The sequence below is a fragment of the Ochrobactrum chromiisoli genome, assembly GCF_026241335.1.
Lineage (GTDB): Bacteria > Pseudomonadota > Alphaproteobacteria > Rhizobiales > Rhizobiaceae > Brucella > Brucella chromiisoli.
Window position 1 is genome coordinate 192,579 of record NZ_JAPHAV010000005.1, and the last position, 25,357, is coordinate 217,935.

The window sequence follows — 25,357 nt, forward strand, 5'->3', positions numbered from 1 at the left end:
GCAGGCGTGAGACACGCCCACCCCCTGGGAGATAAGGTGATGAGGTTATTTCGCTTCCGCGATGACCTTCTGCGCGTCTTCAAGCGAATATTCGACATTCGCAACGCCACCCTTTTGGGTGTTGGCAAGCTCCTTATCGAGAGTTTCCTGGCTGACGCTCAGGAACGGAACAACGAGGTCTTTCTTGACTTCCTTGCCGTCAAGAATCTGCTGTGCAACCCAGAAAGCAAGCGTTGAAACGCCCGGCGCAATCGAAACCGACATGGTTTCATAGCCGTTTGCGTCTTTCTGCTGCTTCCACCACTGCAGTTCGTCTTCGCGGTTGCCCATGATGATGATCGGCGTTTCGCGCTTTGCCGCGGCAAAGGCTTGTGCTGCGCCATAGCCGTCACCGCCCTGCGTGACCACGGCGTCGATCTTTGGCAGGCTTGGCAGAACGCCTGCGACCGCACGCTGCGCAACATCAGCCGCCCAGTCGCCATGGACCGAACCGACAATCTTGAAATTCGGATGCTTCTTCACACCTTCCTGAATGCCGGCATGCAGCTCATCATCAACGGAGACGCCAGCAAGGCCACGAATTTCAAGCAGATTGCCACCTTCCGGCAGGCGTTTTGCCAGATAGTCGACCTGGCCTTCGCCCATCTTCTTGAAATCGACCGCGATGCGCCATGCACAAGGCTCCGTCACGATACCATCGAACGAAACGACGGTGATGCCAGCGTCGCAGGCTTCCTTGACAGCACCATTCAGAGCGGTTGGCGACGCGGCGTTGATAACGATCGCATCATAGCCTTGCAGGATCATGTTTTGAATCTGCGCGGCCTGTTCCGTCGCTTGATTTTCAGCGGTGGTGAAAGCATCGGCTGCCGAAACTGTGCCAGCGCTGACGGCTTCCTTCGTCACCTTGTCCCAGCTCTGTAGCATCGCCTGACGCCATGAGTTGCCAGCATAATTGTTGGAGAAAGCGATCTTTTTCGATGATGTGTCAGCGAATGCGCTACCGCTCGTCATCAATAGGGCGAGTGCGGCGGATGCCAAAAGGGTTTTCCCAAGCTTCATTTCATTCCTCCCAGTTGCAAATATACGCTCCGCAACGCTTATGAGCGCTTCGGATCGTTCGAATTTGAATGTGGTGCGAAACCTCCCGCACCGCCGCTCCTCAACGACACCAACTCTCCCGTGACATTTCCTATTGTCTTGCGGGCAATTTTCTGGTGAAGCGAGGATGAAATAAATGCGCTGCGCTGTGAAGGCTGATCGAAGCAACCATGCTGCGGGTTCGCGCAGCAAAATTGCGGGAACCCGCAAGACGTGCCGGTAGAAAAGCGGCGTATTATACGTACAAAGCAACCTGTCTTTGGGAGGAGAGTCGCTTGCTGGAACTCGCGCCTGCGCGCCTGCTGGACCGCTACCTGAATATTTCCAGATTGTTAGCGGGGCAACTCGATTTCGATTCCATCATTCAGGCCGTTGCCACCGAGATCAATCATATCCTGCCCTACGATCATCTTGATGTCTGCATCAAGATGATCGACGGCAAGTTTCACATCGCTTATGAGAGTGGTATTGCGACAGCCTGGAGCCGCAATCCGCCCGCTCTTCTTTCCGGAAGCCCTATTCGCACCGTCTTGTCCGGTGAGGTCGAATATCTGTTGACGGATGATGCCCGCACTGATCCGCGCTTTCATTTCGAAGGCGCGTTTTCAACACCGATCTTTGAGCATGATCTCAAAGCACGCCTGCATGTTCCTCTCAAAGCACAGGGCGATATTATCGGTGCACTGAGCTGTTCAAGTTTGCAAACGGGCAGTTATGCGATGCGTGACGTGGAAAATGCACAATCAATTGCAGATCTTCTGACGCCATATTTTTTTGCAATCCGTGCCGCCGAACAGGCCAAACGCTCGGCGATTGTCGAGACGGAAGCGCGGGCGCGTGAAGAGGGCTTGCGGTTTGGCGCACTCAAGCTCACAGAGGCGCTGGAGGCCGAGCGTCATCGGATCGGCATGGATTTGCATGATCAGACACTGGCCGATCTGACGCGCCTTGCCCGCCATGTTGAGCGGCTGACGCATGCACCAGACCTTTCCGGCGAGCAGCTTGAACCGCTGTTTCGTGGCTTGCAGCATTGTATGCAGGATTTGCGACAAATTATCGAAGAAGCAAAACCCTCGGTGCTCCAGCTTTTCGGCTTTGCGCAGGCAACGGAAAATCATCTTGACCGCTCAATTCGCGAAAGCGGCGCTGCAATCGAATGGGTTCTGGACGACCAGAGCGATGGCATGACCGACAGGCTTGAGGAGACAGTCGCGACTTCGCTTTTCCGCATCGTGCAGGAAGCCATCAACAATGCGATCCGGCATGCTCTTGCCGGTGAAATCCGTGTTCGCTTTCGCGATAAGGGCGGTCGGCTTCTTGTTGAAGTCATGGATGACGGCATTGGTATGGATCGTCAGACGCAGCGCACTGGCCATGGTATCGATAATATGCGCACGCGGGCGCGACTGATTTCAGCAAGTTTTACGATCAGGAAGAATATCGAAGGCAGCGGCACATGCGTGACGATTCATCTGCCGCTGGAAATGGATGATACAAATGGAGAATAAGATGCAGGTTCTGATCGTGGAGGATGATCCGCTGCATCGCACCTATCTGGGTGAGGCGATCCGCGCAGCATTACCCGAATGTAGTGATGTGCTGGAAGCGGATAACGGTTCAACCGGCGAAAAGCTCGCACGGATGCATCGTTCGGCCCATATCGTGATGGATTTACAAATGAGCGGGCGCAATGGCATTGAAGCCGCGCGCACCATCTGGAAGGAAAACCCGGAAACCCGCATCTTGTTCTGGTCGAATTACGCCGATGAAGCCTATGTGCGCGGTGTCTCGCGCATCGTGCCGGAAGGGGCGGCCTATGGCTATGTGCTGAAATCAGCGTCCGACGATAAGTTGCGCTTGGCGCTGCGCAGTATTTTCGTTGAAGCGCAATGTGTGATCGACCGTGAAGTGCGTGGTTTGCAACAAAAAAGCCTCGGCCACACCAGCGGGTTCAGTGAAAGCGAATATGAAATTCTGATCGACATCGCGCTTGGTCTGACCGACCGCGTTATTGCGCGCCGACGGAACCTGTCGCTCAGAAGCGTGCAGAATAGATTACAGCAACTCTACGAAAAACTGGGCGTGTATCAGGAAAAGGGCGAGCCGGAGGAGGGGCGTTTTAACCTGCGTTCGCGTGCGGTAACAGTCGCTCTGCTTCGGAAGCTTTTGAATTACAGCGCATTGGAGCGCGCCGAAATTGAACTGAGGGATTGGATTGGCTGACAATGCGGCTAACGTTTGCCGGAAGATATTGCAAACAAACAGGGTCTCGCAACTGCGTGGTTGGGTGAGAGGGTAGCCCCAATCATGCATGGCGACATCAAGAACGTGGCTGAGTATGGCAAGCTCACGGACGGCGGTGGCAGGCTTTACAGTTTTCAGACGCAGTCCCTGAATGATGCGATGTCCTATTGTGACGGCCTGGCCAGCGTCCGCTAGCCGACCATTCCTCGCACCGCGCTCAACAGGAACTCGTCCTGATAGTGACCTGCGACGAAGGACAGGCCAACAGGACAATCATCTACCATCATCAGCGGGGTAGAGACCTCCGGCAAGCGTGCTACGCCGGAAAATGCGGTGATGGTCATCGTCGGATCATAGAAGTCCATCACCGCTTCAAGCGTGTTCAGGGACCCTTTCCGAGGGGCAATCTTCGGCGTCGTAGGGAAACAGATCATCGTTTCCGGGGTGAAGAAGGTGTTGATTTTCCTAAAGAGGCTTTCGCACCTCGCCATGTTGTCAAGCGCAGCGATGCGGTCAAACTTCTGGACATTTCCGTAAGCCATCGAGAAAGTGAAGCCGAGTTCGGGCTTGCAGGCTTCGATCCAATTGCCGACCGTGCTCTGGAATTCGGCAGTTTGCAGGTCGCGCAGTCCGTTCAGATTGCACACCTTCAGTTCCCACGGCTCTCCGACGATCTCGGAAAATCTTATCCGTTCGACAGCAAGGTCGGTGTTCTCTGCTATTCGATCCAATACGATGCTGACTTGATCTCGCACGGAGGAATCTGAGATTTCCAACGCATCTTGTAAGACGAAGATGCGCCTCGGCAATGGCATCGGTGAGGCCGTACCGTTGAGCAAGACGCGCATCGTGGCATCGAGCACGTCTAATCGGTTCGCCAGCACGCCTACAGTGCTGACGCTTGGCTGAAACGGCAAAACGCCGGCCTCGGAAATCCGATGAAGGGATGGGCGCATCCCCCACAGGCCGCAAAGGCTTGCCGGAACACGGATCGAACCTCCTGCGTCGGTGCAAAGCGAAAAATCCGCAAAACCATTGGCGACGGAGGCCGCTGAACCGCTGGACGAGCCGCCGGGAACACGATCTGGTGCTTTCGCGTTGCGGGGGGTGCCAAAATAGAAGCTCTCTCCGTCAAGGCTATACGTGAACTCGTCCGCAATGACCTTGCCGACACACCGTGCGCCCGTGGCGAGCAGTTGATCGACACAAAGGGCGTTGTGAACAGGTACCGGATGCGCGTCCCGCCAAGCTGGGCTTCCGTAGGAAGTCTTATATCCCGCGAGGTCAATGTTATCTTTCACGGTAAAGCGAAGCCCATCCAGTGAGCCTTTACGCACGGGGGCGAGATCAAGCTGTTCGACCAGTCCTCCGGACAGGTCTATTGGGGAGTTAAGCATTCGGTCTTCTTCCTAGCACGAATCTGAGCGACATTTAACGTAGTTCTACACCACGAGGTCGAGGCGACCACGCTCACTGCCGCAAGCGTGGCTCATTATCAGAAGGGCGACAATGAGTGATGCAGTCAATGCAACTTAGAGATGATACTCTCATATTCAACTAATTGATTTACTAGATAAAATGGCGGAGAGGGTGGGATTCGAACCCACGGTGGAGTTACCCCCACGCCGCATTTCGAGTGCGGTACTTTCGACCACTCAGCCACCTCTCCGCATGGTGCACCACGATAAAGCGATCTCTAAAACCGCGCCGTTGGTAAGCATCTAAAGCGAATGCTAAGTGTGTAGCGGCTCAATAACGAGCCAAATGCAATTAGACAAGACCTAATTTGCATTCTGTTGTGAAAAATCTTGACTTTCCTGCAGCTTCCAACCTATAAGCACCTGACCTTAGGCGTGGGGTAATCCGCGCCTATTGTTTTGATTGCGAAATTTCGGGTTTCCGGAGTCGTTATCAAGGGCACAATGCCCACTCACCAACCGACTGATAAAAAGACGGCCCATCACTTCGGCGCAAATGTCGTGGAAATGAGAGCCGGACCGAACAACCGAAAGGACAACAAATGTTCGCAGTCATTAAGACCGGTGGCAAGCAGTATCGCGTTGCCGCAAATGACGTTATCAAGATTGAAAAAGTTGCTGGCGAAGCTGGCGACATCGTAGAATTCGCAGAAGTTTTGATGGTCGGTTCGACCGTTGGTGCGCCAGTTGTTGCAGGCGCTCTGGTAACGGCCGAAGTCGTTGAACAGGGCCGTGCACGCAAGGTTATCGCGTTCAAGAAGCGTCGCCGTCAGAATTCGAAGCGCACCCGCGGTCATCGTCAGGAACAGACGACGATCCGTATCTCGGAGATCCTTACCGACGGTGCAAAGCCATCGAAGAAGGCCGCTGAGAAGAAGGCTCCTAAGGCAGATGCCGCTGAAGGCGAAGCCGCAAAGCCAAAGAAGGCAGCGCCTAAGAAGGCTGCAGCCAAGGCCGAGTCGGCTGAGTAAGTAGAAGAGATTAAAGGAGAAATCCAATGGCACACAAAAAAGCTGGTGGTTCGTCGCGTAACGGTCGCGATTCAGAGTCGAAGCGCCTTGGCGTGAAGAAGTTCGGCGGCGAAGCTGTCGTTTCTGGCAACATCATCGTGCGCCAGCGCGGCACGAAGTGGCATCCTGGCGCCAATGTTGGCCTCGGTAAAGACCACACTATTTTTGCTACCACCAATGGTTCCGTTGCTTTCCGCACGAAAGCCAACGGCCGCACCTACGTATCGGTTAACCCGATCGCAGAAGCAGCAGAGTAAGCCGGGCACTCATAAATACCGGCGTCCCATTGGACCCGGTATATATGGCGACCAGCCAAAAGATCGAAGGGAAGATGGGACCACCATCTTCCCTTTTTGCATCTGGAGGACAGACAAATGGTCGTCGACGTTTTAGAAGAAGAATATTACGAGAGCTGTAGCGAGCGGGAGGCCAGTTATGCTGATCTCTCGCCCGGTTTAGATTGCCCCGTCCTCGTCACGGACAGGCTGGTTCTCCGCCCGCCACATACCGAAGACGTGGATGCAATTTCCTATCTTGCCAATAACGCCCGCGTCTCTGCTATGCTCGCCCGTATGCCTCATCCATACAGCCGCGAAAATGCCATCGATTTTGTAGAGCGCGTCCGAAAAGGCGAGATGGGCAATTGCATTTACGCGATTACCCAAGCTGAAACCGGAATCTTTATGGGGTGTTGTGGCATCCATCCGCATAGCCATGGCGAAGGTCTGGAGATTGGCTATTGGCTGGGCGAGCCTTATTGGGGGCATGGTTTTGCCACGGAAGCTGCCCACGCATTGATCGATCTTGCCTTTCGGGCCACGCCAATTGAGCGTCTGCATGTCTCATGCCACGCAAGCAATGTCGGTTCGCGTCGCGTGATTCATAAGTGTGGCTTTCAGTTCAGCAGCATGGGCATGGCGGATTCGCTCGCTTCGGGAAATGTCCCTGTCGAGCGCTATGTTCTTGATCGGCGGACCTGGATCGGCCTGAGAAGCTGGCAGGTATAATCAAAAGAGACGGCCCTGCTGAAAAGAGCAGGGCCGATAAACATCGGGGAATATAATGAACGATATTTATGCTGTAACCCGTGAAAGGGTTGTTGTTCGCGCACTGGATAAGGGAGACCTGCACCGGTTCCGCGCGATACGCCTGTCTGCATTGCAGCTGGCGCCGCAGGCTTTCGGGTCGACCTTTGAAGAAGAAAATGCCTATTCCGACAGCGTGTTTGCGCGCCGGTTGGAGCAGGTGAACGGCAATGTCATTTTCGGTGCCTTTGATGGTGAAAACCTGATGGGTATCGCTGGTTTACATCGCCATGAACGTCGATCCGAGCGTCACCGTGGTACGCTGGTCAGCGTCTATGTCGCGCCGGAAGCGCGGGGCTTGCGACTTGGCAGAGCACTTGTTGGGCAGATTATCGAACACGCGGCCCGGCATGTTGTGATATTGGATGCGAAAGTCGTGGCGACCAATGAGCCTGCAAAGCGTATCTATTATGGCCTCGGTTTCAAATCCTATGGTGTTGAGCCAAAGTCGCTTTATGTCAAAGGGCAATATCTGGATCAGGAATTGCTCTATATCGATTTCAGTGATTCCGCATGGAAACTGAATTTAGGCTGAAAACCTTATGCTTCTGCTGTTTGCAGGGCACAGGTTTTGCTGTAATTGCAAATCGGATTGCGCGAGATTGTGCGCAGTCCCAAGGTTTAAGACGCATCCAATCAAGTTTCTATTGCGTCGCAAGAGGTAGGGTTCAATGAAATTTCTCGATCAGGCCAAGATCTATATCCGCTCCGGCAATGGTGGGGCGGGGGCCGTGTCGTTCCGCCGCGAGAAGTTTCTTGAATTCGGCGGTCCTGATGGCGGCGATGGCGGACGCGGTGGCGACGTCTGGGTGGAAGCCGTCAATGGCCTCAATACGCTGATTGACTACCGTTATCAGCAGCATTTCCGGGCCAAGACTGGCATGCATGGCATGGGCCGCAATATGACCGGCGGCAAAGGCGATGATGTCGTCCTCAAAGTGCCGGTCGGCACGCAGATTTTTGAAGAAGATGATGAAACGCTGATCTGCGACATCACCGAAATTGGTCAGCGTTATCGTTTGGCCAAGGGCGGCAATGGCGGCTTTGGCAATCTGCATTTCACGACTTCGACCAATCGCGCGCCACGTCGTGCCAATCCGGGGCAGGAAGGTATCGAGCGTACTATTCGGTTGCGGCTCAAGCTGATTGCTGATGCGGGTCTGGTCGGCCTGCCGAATGCGGGTAAATCGACATTCCTCGCAAGTGTGACGGCTGCAAAACCTAAGATTGCCGATTATCCTTTTACCACGTTGCACCCCAATCTCGGTGTTGCGCGCGTCGATGCACGTGAGTTTGTGATTGCGGATATTCCGGGTCTGATTGAAGGTGCAAGCGAAGGCATCGGCCTTGGCGACCGCTTCCTCGGTCACGTCGAGCGTACCCGCGTGCTTCTGCATTTGGTGTCTGCGCAGGAAGACGATGTGGCGAAGGCTTATCAGGTTATTCGCGGTGAGCTGGAGGCCTATGAGCATGGCCTTACCGAGAAACCTGAAATCGTGGCGCTGTCGCAGATCGATACGCTTGATCCGGATGCACGCAAGCAAAAGGTGAAGGCGCTCAAGAAGGCGTGTGGCCGCGATCCGCTGTTGCTTTCGGCCGTTAGCCATGAAGGCTTGAACGATGCGCTTCGCCAGCTGGCTGCCGTCATCGATAAAAGTCGTGCAGTTGAAGCCGGTGCGGCTGAAGAAGAATAACAGTTGAAGATGCGGCGCAGGAACTGAAGACATGCTCAAACAACTCAAAAACTACCGCCGCATCGTTATCAAAATCGGTTCCGCCCTTCTGGTGGACCGCGCGACCGGGCTCAAGCAAAACTGGCTTGAGAGCCTGGGTCAGGACATTGCGGCGCTTCATCATGTGGGCGTCGAAGTTCTGGTGGTTTCGTCCGGTGCTATAGCACTTGGACGTACTGTTCTTGGTTTGCCGAAAAAATCGCTCAAGCTGGAAGAAAGTCAGGCCGCCGCCGCCGCTGGGCAAATTGCGCTCGCAAAAGCCTATGCCGATGTGCTTGGTGGCCATGACATCAAGTCGGGGCAGATTCTGGTGACGCTTTCGGATACAGAAGAGCGTCGCCGTTATCTCAATGCGCGCGCAACGATTGAAACGCTTCTGAAGCTTGGCGCTGTGCCAATCATCAATGAGAATGATACGGTTGCGACAACCGAAATTCGTTATGGCGATAATGATCGCCTTGCAGCCCGTGTTGCCACCATGATGGGGGCTGATCTTCTGATCCTGCTCTCGGATATTGATGGGCTTTATACGGCACCGCCGCATAAGGACCCGAATGCGCAGTTTCTTCCGCTCGTTACAACAATCACACCCCAGATTGAGGCGATGGCAGGTGCTGCTGCTTCCGAGCTTTCGCGCGGTGGCATGAAGACCAAGCTTGACGCCGGCAAGATTGCCAATGCGGCAGGCACCGCGATGATTATCACCTCCGGTACACGGATGGGGCCGCTTTCGGCTATTGATCGTGGTGAGCGGGCGACATTGTTTGAGCCAGCGCGTGCGCCGGTGAATGCTTGGAAGACCTGGATTTCCGGCAATCTTGAGCCAGCTGGTCGTTTGAAAGTTGATGCTGGTGCAGCCAAAGCGCTGAAATCCGGCAAGTCGCTTTTGCCTGCCGGCGTGAGAGAGATTGAAGGCCAGTTTGAACGGGGCGATACGGTTGCGGTTTTCAATGAAGAAGGCCGGGAAATTGCGCGCGGCCTGATTGCTTATGATGCGGAAGATGCGCGAAAAATTGCCGGGCACAAAAGCGATGAGATCAGTGCCATTCTTGGCTATGATGCACGCAGCGCGATGATCCATCGGAATGATCTGGTGGTACGGGGTATGACCACCACCGAGACTGAAGAAGCATAAGGGGAAGAGGATGTTGAACAAAGTGGATGCCGGAACTGACATCGCAGCCATCATGGCAGAGGTTGGTCGTAAAGCCAGACAGGCAGCGGCTCCGCTATCCATCGCTTCGCCTCAACAGAAAAACAAAGCTCTGCTAGCTGCCGCAGATAGCATTCTTGCAAGCAAAGATGCCATTCTGAGAGCCAACAAGCTTGATCTTGCCAGTGCCGCCGAAAGCGGCATGGCGGCTTCGTTTGTTGATCGGCTGACACTGGATGACGGTCGTATTCAGGCGATTGCCGAGGGCATTCGCGCTATTGCTGAATTGAATGACCCAGTCGGTGAAGTGATTGCCGAATGGGATCGTCCGAATGGTCTGCATATCGAGCGCGTTCGTACACCATTGGGCGTCATCGGTGTGATTTATGAAAGCCGTCCCAATGTGACGGCAGATGCTGGCGCGCTATGCCTTAAGGCTGGCAATGCGGTCATTTTGCGCGGCGGATCAGATTCCGCGTATTCGTCGGCAGCCATCCACAAGGCGCTGGTTGCGGGACTGGAGGCAGCGCAATTGCCTGCCGATGCTATCCAGATCGTGCCGGTTACAGACCGTGCGGCGGTTGGCGAAATGCTCAAAGGTCTGAATGGCGCGATTGACGTGATTGTCCCTCGCGGCGGCAAAAGCCTCGTGGCGCGGGTGCAATCGGAAGCGCGCGTGCCGGTTTTCGCGCATCTTGAAGGCATCTGTCATCTCTATATCGACAAGTCGGCTGATCTCGACATGGCGCGTGCGATTGCGGTGAATGCCAAGATGCGCCGCACCGGCATTTGCGGTGCAACCGAAACCTTGCTTGTGGATCGCGGAGTGGCTCAAACGCATCTGGTGCCGGTTCTTGAAGATCTGGCTGCCAAGGGTTGTGAAATTCGCGGCAGCGACGAAGTGCGAGCACTGTATACAAGTGCCAAGCCTGCCAGCGAAGAAGACTGGTCGACCGAATATCTCGATGCGATTATTTCGGTGGCGCTGGTCGATGGTGTTTCGGGTGCGATTGAGCATATCAACCGTTACTCCTCGCACCACACCGAAGCGGTTGTGGCTGAGGATGCGGATGTCGTTATGCGCTTCTTCAACGAGATCGACTCGGCCATTCTTCTGCACAATGCCTCGACGCAGTTTGCAGATGGTGGTGAGTTCGGCATGGGCGCTGAAATTGGTATCGCAACGGGCAAGATGCACGCGCGTGGTCCGGTTGGGGTCGAACAGCTGACTTCCTTCAAATATCGTGTTCGTGGAAACGGACAGGTCAGAGGCTGATGCGTTTTGGCTTCGGGCTTACCGCATTAAAAACGCGTTATCCGGGCGTCGATGTGCGTTATTTGCGTATGCCACATGTCGAAAAGGGCATGACGGTCGGCCTGTTTGGCGGCTCGTTCAACCCACCACATGGTGGCCATGCGCTAGTCGCTGAAATCGCTATTCGACGGCTAAAGCTTGATCAGCTTTGGTGGATGGTGACGCCCGGCAATCCGCTGAAGGATAAGCGCGAACTTGCACCGCTTTCTGAACGGTTGGAGCTGAGCGAGCATGTGGCCAGCGATCCGCGCATCAAGGTGACTGCACTGGAAGCAGCGTTTAACGTGCGCTACACAGCCGACACTCTGGCGCTGATTGCCAAGGCCAATCCCGGCGTGCATTTCGTCTGGGTTATGGGCGCAGACAATCTCGCATCGTTTCATCGCTGGCAGCGCTGGCGTGAGATTGCGCAGACGTTTCCGATCGCAGTTATTGACCGACCGGGTTCGACCTTGGCCTATCTGTCATCGCGGATGGCGCAGACCTTTTCCCGCAGCCGGTTGGATGAACATTACGCGCCAATTCTGGCGCGGCGCTCGCCACCGGCATGGACCTTTATTCACGGACCGCGATCATCGCTTTCGTCGACGGCGCTCCGCAAACAAAAACTGAAAAAGTGAATGGGCTTATCACCCCAAAAAGCTTGAAAGAATGCAAGGACTCTGCCTATCTTAGGCATGTGCGGTGCTTATAACTGCCGTACTGCGTTGTTCTTGACAGAAAGGAACTACACTGAGAACAGCAATTGAGAAGAAGGCTCACCACGCGCCTTCAGCGGTCGGGATGAACGAAACAGCTTTCGTGTCCCAGACCTTCGACGCGGCTTTGGCCAGTCTCGAAAACTCCAAAGCAGAATCTATTATTCCCATCGACATTCGCGGAAGATCTTCGATCGGCGATTTTATGATCGTCGCGTCTGGTCGTTCGCATCGTCATGTGACGGCTGTCGCTGACCATCTTTTGCAGGCGCTTCGCGAAATGGGCTGCAAAGATATGCGGGTCGAAGGACTCGAAGGTGGGGATTGGGTTCTCATCGATACTGGTGATATTGTCGTCCATATTTTCCGCCCGGAAATCCGTGATTTCTACAATCTGGAAAAAATCTGGATCAACGACGATTTCGAAGATCAGCGCGCATCGGGAACGGTGCACTGATTGGAGCGCATCCTGAAAAGTGTGAAACGGTTTTCGGATAAAGATGCGCGTTAAAAGAAAGAGTTAGGGCGCCGCTCTCTGTTTTTATGAGATCCAGATGCGCTCTAAGTCGTAAGAGGACGCGATGCGTGTGAGTGTGATGGCCGTGGGCCGGATGAAAGCCGGCCCCGAGCGGGAGTTGGTCGAGCGTTATTTTGACCGTTTTTCCAAGGCGGGCCCACCGCTTGGGCTCGAATTCGCCGGTGTGAGCGAAATTCCCGAAAGCCGTGGACAGACTGCTGAACTGCGCAAGACCGAAGAAGCGCAGCGCATCCATGAAGCATTGGATAATGGTGCTGCCCTTATCCTGCTTGATGAGCGCGGCAAGGCGCTTGGCTCGGAAGCTTTTGCTGAACGCATTGGCCGTATGCGTGATGCTGGTAAGCGTCAGCTGATTGTCGCCATTGGTGGCCCGGATGGACACGATCCCGCTTTGCGCTCACGTGCCGATCTGGTTCTGGCACTCGGTGAGCTGACATGGCCGCATCAGATAGCCCGCATTCTGGTTGCTGAACAATTATATCGCGCGGCGACGATTCTTGCGGGTCATCCCTATCATCGGTCCTAATTATTTCACGTTCTTCTAATAACTAATGCGACGGGTCGGGTTTCGTAACTGCCTCGTGCATCATCTGAAGAATTACATGTCGCTTTCATCGACGAATAAAACGCTGCCGCAGATCGTCTTCGTAACCGATCACGGGTTTCTCAAACCAACACTTGTGGCGATGTGGGGCGTTCTGCGTCACTTGTCTGTCCCCAGCATCATCCATTTCTGGGGTGATGGACTAAGTGAGCAGGATTGGGAAGCTGTGCATCGGGTCGCTTCCACCAATCCGTCAGTTACGTTGAATAGCCTTTCTCTGACGAGCGCTGATCTTGAGGGCGCAAAGGGCCCAACGGCTTATATTTCGGCGGCATCCATGGGGCGTTTGCATATTCCGGCCCGAATTTCAGGGCGCGTTCTTTATATTGATGGCGACACGCAGGTGGTGGGTGATGTCGCCCCACTTTTCGGCCTTGATCTCAAAGGCTGCCCGATTGGCGCGGTGCGCGATTGTGTTGTGGCGAAATGGTCTTCACGTAGCCTCAAGGTGCGCGAAAAATGTTTGCCGCGTGTGCGTGAGTTACAGGAATTGATGCAGCAAAGCGATATATCGCGCTATTTCAATTCCGGCGTTCTGCTGCTTGATACGGATGCCATTCGGGCAGAGCCGGAACTACATCAGGCAATGCAAGATCTTGTTCGTGCGTCCGCGTGTCCATTGGGCGATCAGGACCATCTCAACAATGTTTTTCGGGATCGCGTACATCTGCTCAACCCGGCTTATAATTCTTCATGGAGCCGGGCTGCCAGGCAGCGGCGCCACATTGCCCGACTTGGTGGCGATGTCGAGGAAAGTAAATCTGTGCCGGATATCATTGTTCATTTCCATGGTCCGGAAAAGCCATGGAAGCGGCCACGCCGCGATCTTTGGAAACACCGCGCCCGCGCCGTCTGGCGCTATCGGCGTGAAATGCAACAATATGTGCAGAGTTACCCTGATCTTGCGCCGTAATTGCGCGCAGTTTCACCAGAAATGACGAATAGGACCAATGGCCGAGGCGAAATTTTTACGGATTGCTTATAGCTAACAATTCCTTAATGCTCTGCGGCTAGTTTTGGCCTTCTTTTTTCCTGATATAGCAGATCATGAGTTCTTGTCGCCTTTCAAAAATGCCTTTGCTGCCTGCACTCATGCGGGTGGGCTTTGTTGCGACTGCTCTTATGGCAGGCATGCCGCAGGTTTTCGCACAGGAAGCGCTGCAAGAGCAGCGTGAGAAGGCGGCGAGTGAATATGAGCAGCTTACCACCGAATTGTCGGTTACGGGCGATAAGCTCAAGCAGCTTGAAGGCGAAGTTGCAAACCTCAAAAAAGATCAGGTAACGATAACGGCGGCATTGATCCAGTCTGCCAAGACGGACAAGAAATTGCAGCAGGATATTGCTGATAGTGCTGATAAACTGGTTGCGCTGCGGGAGCAGGAAGATGGAATTCGCATTTCTTTGCGGGCGCGGCGTAACGTTCTGTCTGAGGTTTTGGCCGCATTGCAGCGCATGGGCCTGAATCCGCCGCCTGCTATCCTCGTGCGGCCCGATGATGCTTTGGCATCGGTGCGCAGTGCTGTTTTGCTTGGCGCGGTGGTGCCGGAAATGCGTGGGCAGGTGGAGGAACTTGCGGGTGATCTCAAAGACATGCAGCGCGTGACTGCTTCTATCCAGCAGGAGCAGGAAAAATTGAAAACCACGCGTACTGCGCAGGCCGAAGAGCAGAAGCGGCAATCACTTCTTCTTGAAGAAAAAAAGAAATTGCAGGCCCAATCCGAGCAGGAAATGGATGCGCAGCGCAAGCGTTCGGAAGAACTTGCCGCAAAAGCGGGCAGCCTCAAGGAGTTGATCGACGGACTGGATAAGCAGATGGCTGGCGTGCGTGATGCAGCTGATGCAGCCCGCAAGGCCGAGGCCGAGCGTCTGGCGAAGGCCCGTGAAAAGGCCGGAGAAACAACGCCTGATGTTGGCCGTCTGGAGGCGCAGCTTGACTTTGCATCCTTGCGTGGAAGGTTGATTTTGCCTGCTTCTGGCAAGTTGATCCGCCATTTTGGTGACAAGGATGGTGTCGGCGGCAACATGATGGGGCAGATTGTCGAAACTTTGCCTGCTGCCACGATTACGTCACCTTCCGATGGCGTAGTATTATATGCGGGTACATTCAGATCTTATGGGCAACTCTTGATCCTTGATGCTGGCAATGGCTATCATATCGTGATGGCAGGCATGGGCCGAATCGACGTGGCGCAAGGTCAGTTTGTTCTTGCCGGGGAGCCGGTCGGCGCGATGGGTGAAAAACTTCTCGCAAGTGTTGCACCCATTGAAGTGGGCAATGGCGCGCCATTGCTTTACATTGAGTTTCGAAAAGATGGAAAACCCGTTGATCCGGCCCCGTGGTGGTCCGAGCGGCTTTCTGGAAGGACACAAAATGATACGTAAACTGTCGCTGCTGTTCGCCGGAGCCCTTCTGGGGGCGTCAGCCATGGTGATGGTTCAGGGCGCGCCTGCTTCCACGGCCTTTGCGGCAGCGGGGAAAGACAGCGATGTCTATAAGGACCTGGCTCTCTTCGGTGATATTTTCGAGCGCGTGCGTCAGCAATATGTGACGCCCCCCGATGACAAGAAGCTGACGGAAAGCGCGATCAATGGCATGTTGACGTCGCTTGATCCGCATTCTTCCTATCTTAACCCGGAAGCCGCACAGGACATGCGCGTGCAGACCAAGGGCGAGTTCGGCGGGCTTGGCATCGAAGTCACCATGGATAATGACCTCGTGAAGGTCATCGCGCCCATTGATGATACGCCTGCTTCCAAAGCCGGCGTTCTTGCGGGTGATCTGATCAGCAAGATCGATGGACAGGAAGTCCGTGGTCTCAGCCTCGCTGATGCTGTTGAAAAGATGCGCGGTGAGGTCGGTTCCCCGATTGAACTCACGCTGATCCGTCAGGGTGCGGACAAGCCAATCACGCTTAAGATTGATCGCGCGGTGATCAAGGTGAAGGCTGTTCGTTCGCGTATCGAAAACGATGTCGGCTATCTGCGTGTGATTTCCTTTACCGAACAGACGTCGGATGATCTCAAGAAAGCGATCAAGGATATTCAGGAAAAAGTGCCTGCTGACAAGCTCAAGGGCTATGTGCTTGACTTGCGGCTTAATCCGGGTGGTCTGCTTGATCAGGCGGTAGCTGTTTCTGACACCTTCCTTGACAAGGGTGAGATCGTTTCGACCCGTGGGCGTGATCCGCAGGATGTGACGCGCTTTGATGCCCATAAAGGTGATCTTACAAACGGCAAGCCACTGATTGTTTTGATCAATGGCGGCTCGGCCAGTGCGTCCGAAATCGTTGCCGGTGCGTTGCAGGATCATCGCCGTGCGACCGTGCTGGGTACGCAGTCCTTTGGTAAGGGTTCTGTGCAGACCATCATTCCGCTTGGTGAGAATGGCTCGTTGCGTTTGACGACCGCGCTCTATTACACACCATCCGGCAAGTCGATTCAGGGCAAGGGTATTACCCCGGACATCAAGGTTGAACAGCCGCTGCCGCCTGAAATGCGTGGCGAAGATGTTGTGCGCGGCGAATCCGAACTGAAAGGCCATATCAAAGGCAATGAAGAAGATGATGCCGGTTCGGGATCTGCTGCTTATGTGCCGCTTGAGCCTAAGGACGATGTTCAGCTCAATGACGCGCTGAAGCTTTTGCGTGGTGAAGTTGCCAATGCAGCCTTCCCGCCAGACCCGAAAAAGAGCGTTCTGAACTAATCAGCAGTCACGCTTGAAGGAGAAATAAAGCGCGGGAGTTCAGGCTTCCGCGTTTTCTTTTTGTCGCAGTTCAATGCCATTGAAACGCTATGAATTGCCGCATAACACTTGATTTAAACGCATGCATACGGAGATACCATGTCGAAGCACAAAGGCCCTGTCGATCCTGAAAGCCTGCCATATCGTCCCTGTGTTGGGTTGATGGTGCTCAATAAAGCGGGTCTTGTCTGGGCCGGGCGACGCATTGTCATTCCGGGTGACGAAATGGATGGTGCAACGCAGCTCTGGCAAATGCCGCAGGGCGGCATTGACAAGGGCGAAGACCCAGCTGTGGCATCGCTGCGTGAGCTTTATGAAGAAACCGGCATGAAGTCTGTGTCACTGCTTGAAGAAGCGCCGAACTGGATCAATTACGACCTGCCAGCGCGTCTCGTTGGGCATGCGCTGAAAGGCAAATATCGCGGACAGACCCAGAAATGGTTTGCCTATCGTTTTGAGGGTGATGAGAGCGAAATCGCGATCAATCCGCCGCCCGGTGGCCATACGGCTGAGTTTGAGGAATGGGCGTGGAAGCCAATGCGGGAACTGCCGGAATTGATCGTGCCGTTCAAGCGCAAGGTTTACGAAGAAGTCGTCAGCGCTTTCCAGCATCTCGCGCCTTAGAATGCAAGCCTCTTGCCAGTAAGCCCGACTCATAGTCAACTCACCGCAAATGCGTCGTGGATGCGTTCTCAGAGGGAGAAATTCTTATGGATGGTATGAGTCTTCTTGTATTCCTGTTCGTTGGTCTTATTGCCGGCTGGCTGGCAGGCAAGGTCGTGCAGGGTGGTGGTTTTGGTGTTATCGGCAATATTATTGTGGGTGTGATCGGCGCCTTTTTTGCGGGTTGGCTGCTGCCGCGTCTTGGCTTTTCGGTTGGCGGCGGCGTGGTTGCCTCAATCGTCAATGCCTTTATCGGCGCTGCCATCCTTCTGATAATCCTGCGGATCGTCAAACGCGTCTGACGACCTCGGATTACTGCGGTCGGATTGCGCTCTCTACCAATCATCATAATGGCCCGGTTTTAAGGACCGGCCAGCATCTTTCAAAGCTTAAGAAGAATGACACCGAATTCGAAGCTATCGCTTGGCTTGGCTCTGACTGCATCCGCTGGTTTCGTTGATGCAATTGCCTTTCTGCAACTGGGCGGTTTCTTTGCATCGTTCATGAGTGGCAACACCACGCAACTTGGGACTGCGATTGCCGGGCAGCCGGGCGTGCAGGGCGAGGTCTTGATCTGGTTTCCCGCTATCCTGATTGTCCTGTTTTTCCTGGGCGCTTTCTTCGGAACACTTGTCGTTCGCGCTTACGGTCGTGCGGGTAGTCTTTATGTGATGGCCAGTGTGGTAGCGATTTTATTGTTGGTTGGCGTCTTGCGGCGCGAAGGCGCAATGTTTATCCAGCCGGTCCTGCTGCTTGCCGCCGCAATGGGCGCGCAAAACGCGGCCGTGCAACCGATTGGCGCCGCCCGTCTGGGTGTAACTTACGTGACGGGCACGCTTTTTAATGCTGCTGCCGATCTTGCCTGTTCGCTGCGCGGTGAAACACCGAAGTGGCGGTGGTTGCAGCATGTCGCGGTTTGGCTGGCCTTGATGCTTGGTGCTGTTGGCGGTGGCCTCGGCCATTATTTTATTGGTCTTGATGCCTTGTTCGTACCCGCCGCGATGATCGTCGGGGCCATGGTTGTCTATATGAAGGTTAGCTAAAAAGCGATTTTTCGTTTTCGACCAGTTCTGAAATCAGCGCGGAAACTGCCGTCACGCGGCGAAGCGTGCGTGCGGATTCGTGATAGGTCAGCCAATAGGCGCGGCGGATGGTGCGATCAGGAAACAGCGGCACGAGATCGGAATCAGCACGTGCGATAAACGCATGAAGAATGCCGATACCTGCACCGGCCCGCACGGCTTCCACCTGACCCAGTGCGCTCGACACTTCAAAATCTGGTTTCCAGTCGCGGCAAATCTCCGATGCATAGGCAAGTGATGGATTAACCACAAGGTCTTCAACATAACCGATCAGTCTGTGACCGCTCAATTCATCCGTGCTTTGCGGTGTCCCATGCTCTTCGAGATAGCTGCGATGGGCATAAAGACCAAGCGTATAATCCACCAGCCTGCGGGCAATCAGCCTGCCTTGCTCAGGTCGTTCAACGGTAATCGCGATATCGGCTTCACGCCGCGACAGCGAGAACGAACGCGGCACTGGAACCAGCTGAATGGTGAGATCGGGATATTGCTGCGTCAGGCGCGCAAGCCGGGGCGCAAGAAAATTGACCCCAAAGCCATCCGGCGCGCCGATCCGCACCGTGCCGGACACGGCAACATCGGCATTGCCAACCTGCGCGCGGGCGGAAAGCATCTCTGCTTCCATGCGTTCGGCTGCTAAGAGAAATTCTTCGCCTGCCTGTGTGAGTGTGGAGCCGTTGGTGCGGCGTGTCAGAAGGGTCGTTGAAAGTGCGGTTTCAAGAGCGGTCAGACGGCGTGCAACCGTGGTGTGGTTAAGGCCCAATCTTTTGGCCGCACCCAGAATCTGCCCCGAGCGTGCAACGGCGAGAAAAATACGAATATCATCCCAGTTCATGGCATTTTGCCTCCCTATGATTTTGTACTATAAAAAATGCACAACGGATACGCTTTTCAGCGCCTTGCAATCATGAATTTGCAGAGTCAGGATAGGCCTTAAGAAGGCGGTCTTTTGCCGCCTCAAGGGATAAACACAAGGGAGGCGTTTTCATGCGCACTGTAGGACATTTCATCGGCGGCAAGCATGTTGCTGGCAAAAGCGGTCGCACGGCTGATATTTATCAGCCGCTGGATGGCACGGTTCAGGGTACTGTGGCGCTGGCCACCAAAGATGAAGTGCGTGCGGCGGTCGAAAATGCCAAGGCAGCGCAACCAGCATGGGCTGCAACCAACCCGCAGCGTCGCGTGCGCATTCTGCGCAAGTTCCTCGAACTCGTTGAAGCAGAATATGACAGCCTTGCTGAATTGCTGGCACGCGAACATGGCAAGACGATTGCTGACGCGAAGGGCGACATTCAGCGCGGTCTCGAAGTGGTGGAAGTCTGCCTCGGTTCCGCGCACATGCTCAAAGGCGAATTCACTGACAATGCAGGCACGGGCATCGACACCTATTCGATGCGACAGCCGCTCGGTGTTGTAGCCGGTATCACGCCGTTCAACTTCCCGGCCATGATCCCACTGTGGAAAGCTGGCCCGGCGATTGCCTGCGGCAATGCTTTCGTGCTCAAGCCATCGGAACGTGATCCGGGTGTGCCGATGCGTCTTGCTGAACTGTTCATGGAAGCTGGCCTTCCGGCTGGTATTTTCAACGTCGTCAATGGCGACAAGGATGCGGTCGATGCGCTGCTCGACGATAAGGATGTTCAGGCCATCGGTTTCGTTGGTTCGACGCCGATTGCGCAATATATCTATGGTCGTGGCTGCTCAAACGGCAAGCGCGTTCAGTGCTTTGGCGGTGCCAAGAACCACATGCTGATCATGCCGGATGCCGATATCGATCAGACGGTCGATGCGCTGATTGGCGCCGGTTACGGTTCAGCAGGCGAACGCTGCATGGCGATCTCTGTTGCGGTTCCGGTTGGTGAAGACACTGCAAACCGTCTTATGGAAAAGCTGATTCCACGCGTTGAAGCGCTGAAAATTGGCCCATCAACGGACAATTCCGCCGACTTTGGTCCGGTGGTCACCAAGGCAGCACTTGAGCGGATTCGTGGTTATGTCGATCTCGGCGTTGAGGAAGGCGCAAAGCTCGTCGTTGATGGCCGTGGCTTCAAGATGCAGGGTTATGAGAACGGCTTCTATATGGGCGGCTGTCTGTTTGATCATGTAACGCCGGATATGCGCATCTATAAGGAAGAAATCTTCGGCCCGGTTCTTTCGGTTGTTCGCGCCAAGAACTACGAAGAAGCGCTCGCTCTGCCAAATGAACATGAATATGGCAATGGCGTTGCCATCTTCACCCGCGACGGTGATGCAGCGCGTGATTTTGCCAGCCGTGTTCAGGTCGGCATGGTCGGCATCAACGTGCCGATTCCGGTTCCGATTGCCTACTACACCTTTGGTGGCTGGAAGGCTTCGGGCTTCGGCGATCTCAACCAGCACGGCCCGGATGCATTCCGCTTCTACACCAAGACCAAGACAGTTACCTCGCGTTGGCCTTCCGGCGTGAAGGATGGTGCAGAGTTTGTCATCCCGACGATGAAATAACTCATTCTGTTTTCAAGTGAGAAAGCCCCGCCCATGACTTCTTCATGGGCGGGGTTTTCTTTTGTTGCGCAATCTTTGTGTCATGACATCCACTTTTCGCTTTTACGCGCTAATTAAAGGCATAGAGTTGTAGCGATTATCAGGAGTGAGATTTATGAGTGCAAAAACCAACCATCGTATTGTCCTTGCATCGCGTCCCGAAGGACGACCGACTGCGGAACACTTTCGACTTGAAACGGCAGAGATTCCTGCGTTGGGCGAAGGTCAGGTGTTGCTCAAAATCCGCTATCTCTCGCTTGATCCGTATATGCGTGGGCGCATGAGTGCGGCAAAATCCTATGCAGCGCCCGTTGAGATCGGTGCTGTCATGGAAGGTGGAACCGTTGGCGAAGTGGTAGAAAGTAAAAGCGCAGGCTTTGTTCCGGGCGATTTCGTTCTCTCGTATTCCGGTTGGCAGAGCTATGCGGTTGCCGAGGCATCCACATTGCGTAAACTCGATCCAAAGCAAGTGCCTGTCACGACGGCGCTCGGTGTTATGGGCATGCCAGGCTTCACCGCTTATTCCGGCCTGTTGACGATCGGGCAGCCGAAAGAGGGTGAAACAGTTGTGGTTGCAGCTGCGACCGGACCTGTGGGGTCGGCTGTCGGGCAGATTGCCAGGCTTAAAGGTGCGCGCGCAGTCGGTATCGCCGGTGGGCCGGACAAGTGCAAAGCACTGATTGATGATTTCGGCTTTGATGCAGCGCTTGATCATCGTTCCGATAATTTTGCGCAGGAGCTGGCGTTGGCTTGCCCGAAAGGCATTGATGTTTACTTCGAGAATGTCGGCGGTAAGGTTTTTGATGCTGTGCTGCCGCTACTTAATCCCTTTGCACGTGTTCCGGTGTGTGGACTGATTGCACAATATAATCAGAACGGCGCTTTTGACGGGCCGGACCGGCTGCCATTGCTCATGCGTGACATTCTCACCAAAAGCATGACAATTCGCGGCTTTATCGTGCGGGATTTTGCCGACCAAGGGCCAGCATTCCAGCGCGACATGGCAAAGTGGGTTGCAGATGGTCAGGTGCGCTACCGTGAGGACATCGTGGTCGGGCTTGAAAATGCGCCCAAAGCTTTCATTTCCATGCTGGAAGGCGGCAATTTTGGTAAGCTGATCGTAAAACTGAATTGATCAGACAATATTCTGCTTGCAGAACAGCAATCAGGACGTGATGTTGCATAGTGTGTCCACGATACGAGTCTTTTCTTGAGGGCAGGCAGATTATGGGTGAGCGCCAGCAGGCGGGCATAGGTGAGGGTGGCAGTCCGGGACGCGAGCGTCAGGACGAGGCGCAGCGCATTCTTGAACGTCTGGAGCGCGAGCAAACCGGCGCTGGAGGTATTGTTCGGCGCGGGTTTGCCCGTACCGCAAGCCATCTTGCTGCCAATGATGCCCCGGAGGATGACAAAATCGAACTCTGGGCTACCCGCGTCGGGCGCGGGCTGGGCCTTATCATCACGCTGGCGATTATCGTCTGGCTCATTTCTTACCTCATGCAAAGCCAGGTTTAACATGACGCTTTCTGCGCCTTCGGACGCGACAACCGTTCTTGTCATCTCAAGCCATGTCGTGCGCGGTTCTGTTGGAAACCGCGCTGCCGTTTTCGCTTTGGAAACGCTCGGATTTCCCGTCTGGGCCGTGCCCACAGTCGTGTTGCCGTGGCATCCCGGCCATGGTCCTGCCGGGCGTATCGTGCCGCCTGCCCAAGAGTTTGCAACACTGATGCAGGATCTTGAACGCGCGCCGTGGCTTGGTGAAGTTGGGGCTATCCTCACCGGTTATCTTGGCCATTCCGAACAGGCGAAAGCTGTGGCGGGACTGGTAAAAAAAGTGAAGGAGCGCAATCCCAACGCGCTTTATCTTTGCGATCCGGTCATTGGCGATCAGAAGGGGCTTTATGTTCCGGAAGCGACAGCCGTCGGTATTCGCGATCACTTGATACCCCTTGCCGATATTGCAACGCCCAATCGCTTCGAGTTGTCATGGCTGACTGGTGTTGAACTTGAAGACAACAAAGCATTGATGGAAGCGGCCCTTGATACGGGGCCAGCAACCATGCTGGTGACATCGGCTTTTCCATTGATGAGTGGCAGTATCGGCAATATTCTGCTCACGCCAACCCTTGCGCTGATGGCGGAGCATCGATGCGTCGATGGGCCGACCAATGGTCTGGGCGATCTGACATCAGCGGTGTTTCTCGCGCGCAGGCTTGCGGGCTTTTCAGAAGAAAAAACTCTGCAAAGCACAACGGCGGCGGTGTTTGAGATCATGGCCCGTTCAGCAAAACGCGGCGCTGATGAATTGATGCTTGAAGCGGATGCCTCCAGTCTCGCAACGCCTATGGCAATGGTACAGATGAGGCGGCTCGTCCATCCGACCAAGGGATTGCGTGCATAGAACGGTTCAAATTTTGATTGCTCTGTGTTTTCGATAGGGATAATGGAAAGCCATGGCTGATATTCCAGATTCACTCCTCGCCGGTTACCAGACCTTTATGAGCGAGCATTTCGCGTCTGAAACGGCACGTTATAAAGAACTCGCTGAAAAAGGTCAGGCACCACAGACCCTTGTCATTGCCTGCTGCGATTCCCGTGCCGCTCCAGAAACAATTTTCAATACGGCACCGGGCGAAATTTTCGTTCTTCGGAATGTTGCCAATCTTATTCCGCCTTACGAGCCGGATGGTGAATTTCATGCGGCGTCTGCTGCACTCGAATTTGCAGTCCAGAGCCTTAAGGTGAAGAACATCGTTGTCATGGGGCATGGCCGATGCGGCGGCATCAAGGCGGCCCTTGATACGCAAAGCGCACCACTTTCACCGAGTGATTTTATCGGTAAATGGATGAGCCTGATTGCGCCTGCGGCGGAAACGGTCAATGGCAATGATCTGATGACGCAGAGCGAGCGTCAGACAGCGCTTGAGCGTATTTCGATCCGCTATTCGCTCAATAATCTGCGCACATTTCCATGTGTCGATATTCTTGAGAAGAAGGGCAAGCTCACCCTTTATGGCGTATGGTTCGATATTTCGACCGGCGAGCTGTGGGTAATGGATCAGCAGTCCGGTGACTTCAAAAGACCAGAAGTTTCGCTCGAAAAGGCACCGGAAACGGCAGCATAAAAAAAGCCCCGAAAATCGGGGCTTTTCTCTATTCAGACTATGGCGAAACAGCGCGTTGTTTCACCATAGATATGATTATTTATCGATTGCCTTACCCATTTCAGCAATGGCACGCTGGTAGACCTGTGCAGCATTCCAGCCTTGAATTGCACCATAGTTTGGTTCGCCCGGCTGATAACCGGCGCCGCGCTTCCAGCCATGACCGACGAGGAAGTTGGCGGTCGAATAAAGGGCGTCAGCTTTCGAGCGCGCCATGTCGATATGACCGCTGCCATCACCGTCTACGCCGTATTTCAGCACGTTGACCGGCAGGAACTGGGTCTGGCCGATTTCGCCATGCATGGCACCGACCGCATTCGGATCAAGATCCTGATTGTCGATGAGCTTGAGCGCTGCATAAAGCTGGTTGGTGAAGTAGTCGCTGCGACGGCAATCATAAGCAAGCGTTGCAACTGCGGAAAGCGTGTGCTGCTTGCCGAGATAGGCGCCGAACCCGGTTTCCATGCCCCAGATCGCGATCAACGGGCCAGCAGGAACGCCATAACGCTTTTCAATGGCTGCGAAGAGAGCTGCATTCTGCTTTTTGATCGATCTGCCGCGCTGGATGATGGTGTTTGCACCGCGCTTCTGCATAAACTGATCAAAAGAAAGCTTGAAGCTCTTCTGATTGCGATCGGCATTGATGGTTGCCTGCGCATATTTCGTCTTGGCCAGAGCATCAAGCGAACGCTTGCCAAGGCCGCGTGACTGCGCTTCCTTGATCGTCTGCTGAAGCCAGGCATTGTAGCCGGCACCATTGTTGCCGCACTGGGCTGCTTCAACGATGCTGGTTCCAGCCATCATACCCACTGCAAAAACTGCTGCTGCCGTCCAAATCCGGCCCTTGGCAAACAATGCCATTCGTTTCTCCTTTGGAGTTGATTCTACCTCGGCGCGAATTTGCCATTCTTTACACCGAATGTCATGCCGCAATGACGCGTAAGGCTTATGGCACGGCGGCGCGCTTACAGTCCTTTTTTCACGTATTCTTCAAATTTTGGTAAATTGGAACCAAATCACTTGCTTTAAGGTGCAATTTGTTGGTTACACATTGCCTTTTTCCTCCTTTTGCTTGACATTACGGGCTGAAGCCCCTAAAGCCTCGCCCAATCTATCCGCGATCTTCAGAACGCGAGCCACCGACCGGGACCCATTTGGTATAAAGAGATCCCGGAGGTCCACATCCGACAGCGCGATGCGCCCTCGGGTGCTGTATCGCTTTGG

Annotated in this window: 27 protein-coding genes and 1 tRNA gene; 23 read left to right on the forward strand and 5 right to left on the reverse strand. The window is 54.5% G+C overall.

The window, feature by feature from the left end; translation table 11 throughout:
• Positions 1 to 45: 45 nt before the first annotated feature.
• Complete coding sequence (locus OPR82_RS12645) at positions 46 to 1,062, reverse strand: ABC transporter substrate-binding protein (protein ID WP_265985162.1); 1,017 nt, start codon at positions 1,060 to 1,062, stop codon at positions 46 to 48.
• 314 nt (positions 1,063 to 1,376) lie between these two features.
• Here OPR82_RS12645 and OPR82_RS12650 point away from each other — a divergent pair, with 314 nt between their 5' ends.
• Both OPR82_RS12650 and OPR82_RS12655 read left to right on the forward strand, forming a co-directional pair.
• A complete protein-coding gene (locus tag OPR82_RS12650; protein WP_265985163.1) occupies positions 1,377 to 2,609 on the forward strand; it encodes a GAF domain-containing sensor histidine kinase in 1,233 nt (410 codons plus the stop codon).
• Between the two features lies 1 nt (position 2,610).
• Positions 2,611 to 3,324 carry a response regulator transcription factor gene (locus tag OPR82_RS12655; protein ID WP_265985164.1) on the forward strand — a complete coding sequence of 238 codons (714 nt, stop codon included), beginning with the start codon at positions 2,611 to 2,613 and terminating at the stop codon, positions 3,322 to 3,324.
• Positions 3,325 to 3,536: 212 nt separating this feature from the next.
• On the opposite strand, the gene OPR82_RS12665 is transcribed toward OPR82_RS12655, so the two are convergent.
• Together OPR82_RS12665 and OPR82_RS12670 are read right to left on the reverse strand one after the other, a co-directional pair.
• Positions 3,537 to 4,742: an amidase family protein gene (locus tag OPR82_RS12665; RefSeq protein WP_265985165.1), complete on the reverse strand. Its 1,206-nt coding sequence runs from the start codon at positions 4,740 to 4,742 to the stop codon at positions 3,537 to 3,539.
• A 182-nt stretch (positions 4,743 to 4,924) separates the two neighbouring features.
• A tRNA-Ser gene (locus OPR82_RS12670) sits at positions 4,925 to 5,014 on the reverse strand.
• A 351-nt stretch (positions 5,015 to 5,365) separates the two neighbouring features.
• On the opposite strand from OPR82_RS12670, the gene rplU reads away from it, so the two are divergent.
• The 16 genes from rplU to OPR82_RS12750 all read left to right on the forward strand — a co-directional run bounded on the left by rplU (position 5,366) and on the right by OPR82_RS12750 (position 18,407).
• The gene (gene rplU, locus OPR82_RS12675; RefSeq protein WP_265985166.1) at positions 5,366 to 5,794 is read left to right on the forward strand and encodes a 50S ribosomal protein L21; all 429 of its coding nucleotides are present in this window, start codon (positions 5,366 to 5,368) and stop codon (positions 5,792 to 5,794) included.
• A 26-nt stretch (positions 5,795 to 5,820) separates the two neighbouring features.
• Positions 5,821 to 6,090 (forward strand): 50S ribosomal protein L27, encoded by a 270-nt coding sequence (gene rpmA, locus OPR82_RS12680; RefSeq protein WP_007876947.1) that lies wholly within the window; start codon positions 5,821 to 5,823, stop codon positions 6,088 to 6,090.
• 117 nt (positions 6,091 to 6,207) lie between these two features.
• Positions 6,208 to 6,840 (forward strand): GNAT family N-acetyltransferase, encoded by a 633-nt coding sequence (locus OPR82_RS12685; RefSeq protein ID WP_265985168.1) that lies wholly within the window; start codon positions 6,208 to 6,210, stop codon positions 6,838 to 6,840.
• A gap of 55 nt (positions 6,841 to 6,895) precedes the next feature.
• On the forward strand, positions 6,896 to 7,453 hold the full coding sequence (locus tag OPR82_RS12690) for a GNAT family N-acetyltransferase (RefSeq protein ID WP_265985169.1): 558 nt from the start codon (positions 6,896 to 6,898) through the stop codon (positions 7,451 to 7,453).
• Between the two features lie 136 nt (positions 7,454 to 7,589).
• A complete protein-coding gene (gene obgE / locus OPR82_RS12695) occupies positions 7,590 to 8,612 on the forward strand; it encodes a GTPase ObgE (RefSeq protein ID WP_265985170.1) in 1,023 nt (340 codons plus the stop codon).
• 31 nt (positions 8,613 to 8,643) lie between these two features.
• On the forward strand, positions 8,644 to 9,786 hold the full coding sequence (gene proB, locus OPR82_RS12700; protein WP_265985171.1) for a glutamate 5-kinase: 1,143 nt from the start codon (positions 8,644 to 8,646) through the stop codon (positions 9,784 to 9,786).
• A gap of 10 nt (positions 9,787 to 9,796) precedes the next feature.
• Positions 9,797 to 11,080 (forward strand): glutamate-5-semialdehyde dehydrogenase, encoded by a 1,284-nt coding sequence (locus tag OPR82_RS12705; RefSeq protein ID WP_265985173.1) that lies wholly within the window; start codon positions 9,797 to 9,799, stop codon positions 11,078 to 11,080.
• Complete coding sequence (locus OPR82_RS12710; RefSeq protein WP_265985174.1) at positions 11,080 to 11,739, forward strand: nicotinate-nucleotide adenylyltransferase; 660 nt, start codon at positions 11,080 to 11,082, stop codon at positions 11,737 to 11,739. Before OPR82_RS12705 ends, OPR82_RS12710 begins: the two co-directional genes overlap by 1 nt.
• 163 nt (positions 11,740 to 11,902) lie before the next feature.
• Positions 11,903 to 12,274, forward strand: coding sequence for a ribosome silencing factor (gene rsfS / locus OPR82_RS12715; RefSeq protein ID WP_265985176.1), 372 nt, complete (start codon positions 11,903 to 11,905; stop codon positions 12,272 to 12,274).
• A gap of 124 nt (positions 12,275 to 12,398) precedes the next feature.
• Positions 12,399 to 12,881, forward strand: a complete 483-nt coding sequence (gene rlmH, locus OPR82_RS12720; RefSeq protein WP_265985177.1) for a 23S rRNA (pseudouridine(1915)-N(3))-methyltransferase RlmH — start codon at positions 12,399 to 12,401, stop codon at positions 12,879 to 12,881.
• A 76-nt stretch (positions 12,882 to 12,957) separates the two neighbouring features.
• Positions 12,958 to 13,872 (forward strand): glycosyltransferase family 8 protein, encoded by a 915-nt coding sequence (locus tag OPR82_RS12725; RefSeq protein WP_265985179.1) that lies wholly within the window; start codon positions 12,958 to 12,960, stop codon positions 13,870 to 13,872.
• A 179-nt stretch (positions 13,873 to 14,051) separates the two neighbouring features.
• Positions 14,052 to 15,341, forward strand: coding sequence for a murein hydrolase activator EnvC family protein (locus tag OPR82_RS12730; RefSeq protein WP_265985224.1), 1,290 nt, complete (start codon positions 14,052 to 14,054; stop codon positions 15,339 to 15,341).
• The gene (locus OPR82_RS12735) at positions 15,331 to 16,662 is read left to right on the forward strand and encodes a S41 family peptidase (protein ID WP_265985180.1); all 1,332 of its coding nucleotides are present in this window, start codon (positions 15,331 to 15,333) and stop codon (positions 16,660 to 16,662) included. The genes OPR82_RS12730 and OPR82_RS12735 overlap by 11 nt, the downstream gene beginning before the upstream one ends.
• A gap of 138 nt (positions 16,663 to 16,800) precedes the next feature.
• Positions 16,801 to 17,325 carry an RNA pyrophosphohydrolase gene (locus tag OPR82_RS12740; protein ID WP_265985181.1) on the forward strand — a complete coding sequence of 175 codons (525 nt, stop codon included), beginning with the start codon at positions 16,801 to 16,803 and terminating at the stop codon, positions 17,323 to 17,325.
• A gap of 86 nt (positions 17,326 to 17,411) precedes the next feature.
• The gene (locus OPR82_RS12745; RefSeq protein ID WP_265985182.1) at positions 17,412 to 17,666 is read left to right on the forward strand and encodes a GlsB/YeaQ/YmgE family stress response membrane protein; all 255 of its coding nucleotides are present in this window, start codon (positions 17,412 to 17,414) and stop codon (positions 17,664 to 17,666) included.
• Positions 17,667 to 17,762: 96 nt separating this feature from the next.
• On the forward strand, positions 17,763 to 18,407 hold the full coding sequence (locus tag OPR82_RS12750) for a YoaK family protein (protein ID WP_265985183.1): 645 nt from the start codon (positions 17,763 to 17,765) through the stop codon (positions 18,405 to 18,407).
• Here OPR82_RS12750 and OPR82_RS12755 read toward each other — a convergent pair.
• Complete coding sequence (locus tag OPR82_RS12755) at positions 18,400 to 19,281, reverse strand: LysR family transcriptional regulator (protein ID WP_265985184.1); 882 nt, start codon at positions 19,279 to 19,281, stop codon at positions 18,400 to 18,402. The genes OPR82_RS12750 and OPR82_RS12755 overlap by 8 nt on opposite strands.
• 152 nt (positions 19,282 to 19,433) lie before the next feature.
• On the opposite strand from OPR82_RS12755, the gene OPR82_RS12760 reads away from it, so the two are divergent.
• From OPR82_RS12760 to OPR82_RS12780, 5 genes are all read left to right on the forward strand, one after another.
• Positions 19,434 to 20,930, forward strand: a complete 1,497-nt coding sequence (locus OPR82_RS12760) for a CoA-acylating methylmalonate-semialdehyde dehydrogenase (protein WP_265985185.1) — start codon at positions 19,434 to 19,436, stop codon at positions 20,928 to 20,930.
• Between the two features lie 154 nt (positions 20,931 to 21,084).
• Positions 21,085 to 22,104, forward strand: coding sequence for an NADP-dependent oxidoreductase (locus OPR82_RS12765; RefSeq protein ID WP_265985186.1), 1,020 nt, complete (start codon positions 21,085 to 21,087; stop codon positions 22,102 to 22,104).
• A 92-nt stretch (positions 22,105 to 22,196) separates the two neighbouring features.
• The gene (locus tag OPR82_RS12770) at positions 22,197 to 22,484 is read left to right on the forward strand and encodes a hypothetical protein (protein WP_265985188.1); all 288 of its coding nucleotides are present in this window, start codon (positions 22,197 to 22,199) and stop codon (positions 22,482 to 22,484) included.
• 1 nt (position 22,485) lies between these two features.
• A complete protein-coding gene (gene pdxY, locus OPR82_RS12775; protein WP_265985189.1) occupies positions 22,486 to 23,370 on the forward strand; it encodes a pyridoxal kinase PdxY in 885 nt (294 codons plus the stop codon).
• Positions 23,371 to 23,422: 52 nt separating this feature from the next.
• Positions 23,423 to 24,094, forward strand: coding sequence for a carbonic anhydrase (locus tag OPR82_RS12780; RefSeq protein ID WP_265985190.1), 672 nt, complete (start codon positions 23,423 to 23,425; stop codon positions 24,092 to 24,094).
• 75 nt (positions 24,095 to 24,169) lie between these two features.
• Here the strand turns inward: OPR82_RS12780 and OPR82_RS12785 are convergent, their stop codons facing one another.
• The gene (locus OPR82_RS12785) at positions 24,170 to 24,994 is read right to left on the reverse strand and encodes a lytic murein transglycosylase (RefSeq protein ID WP_265985191.1); all 825 of its coding nucleotides are present in this window, start codon (positions 24,992 to 24,994) and stop codon (positions 24,170 to 24,172) included.
• Positions 24,995 to 25,357: the final 363 nt, after the last annotated feature.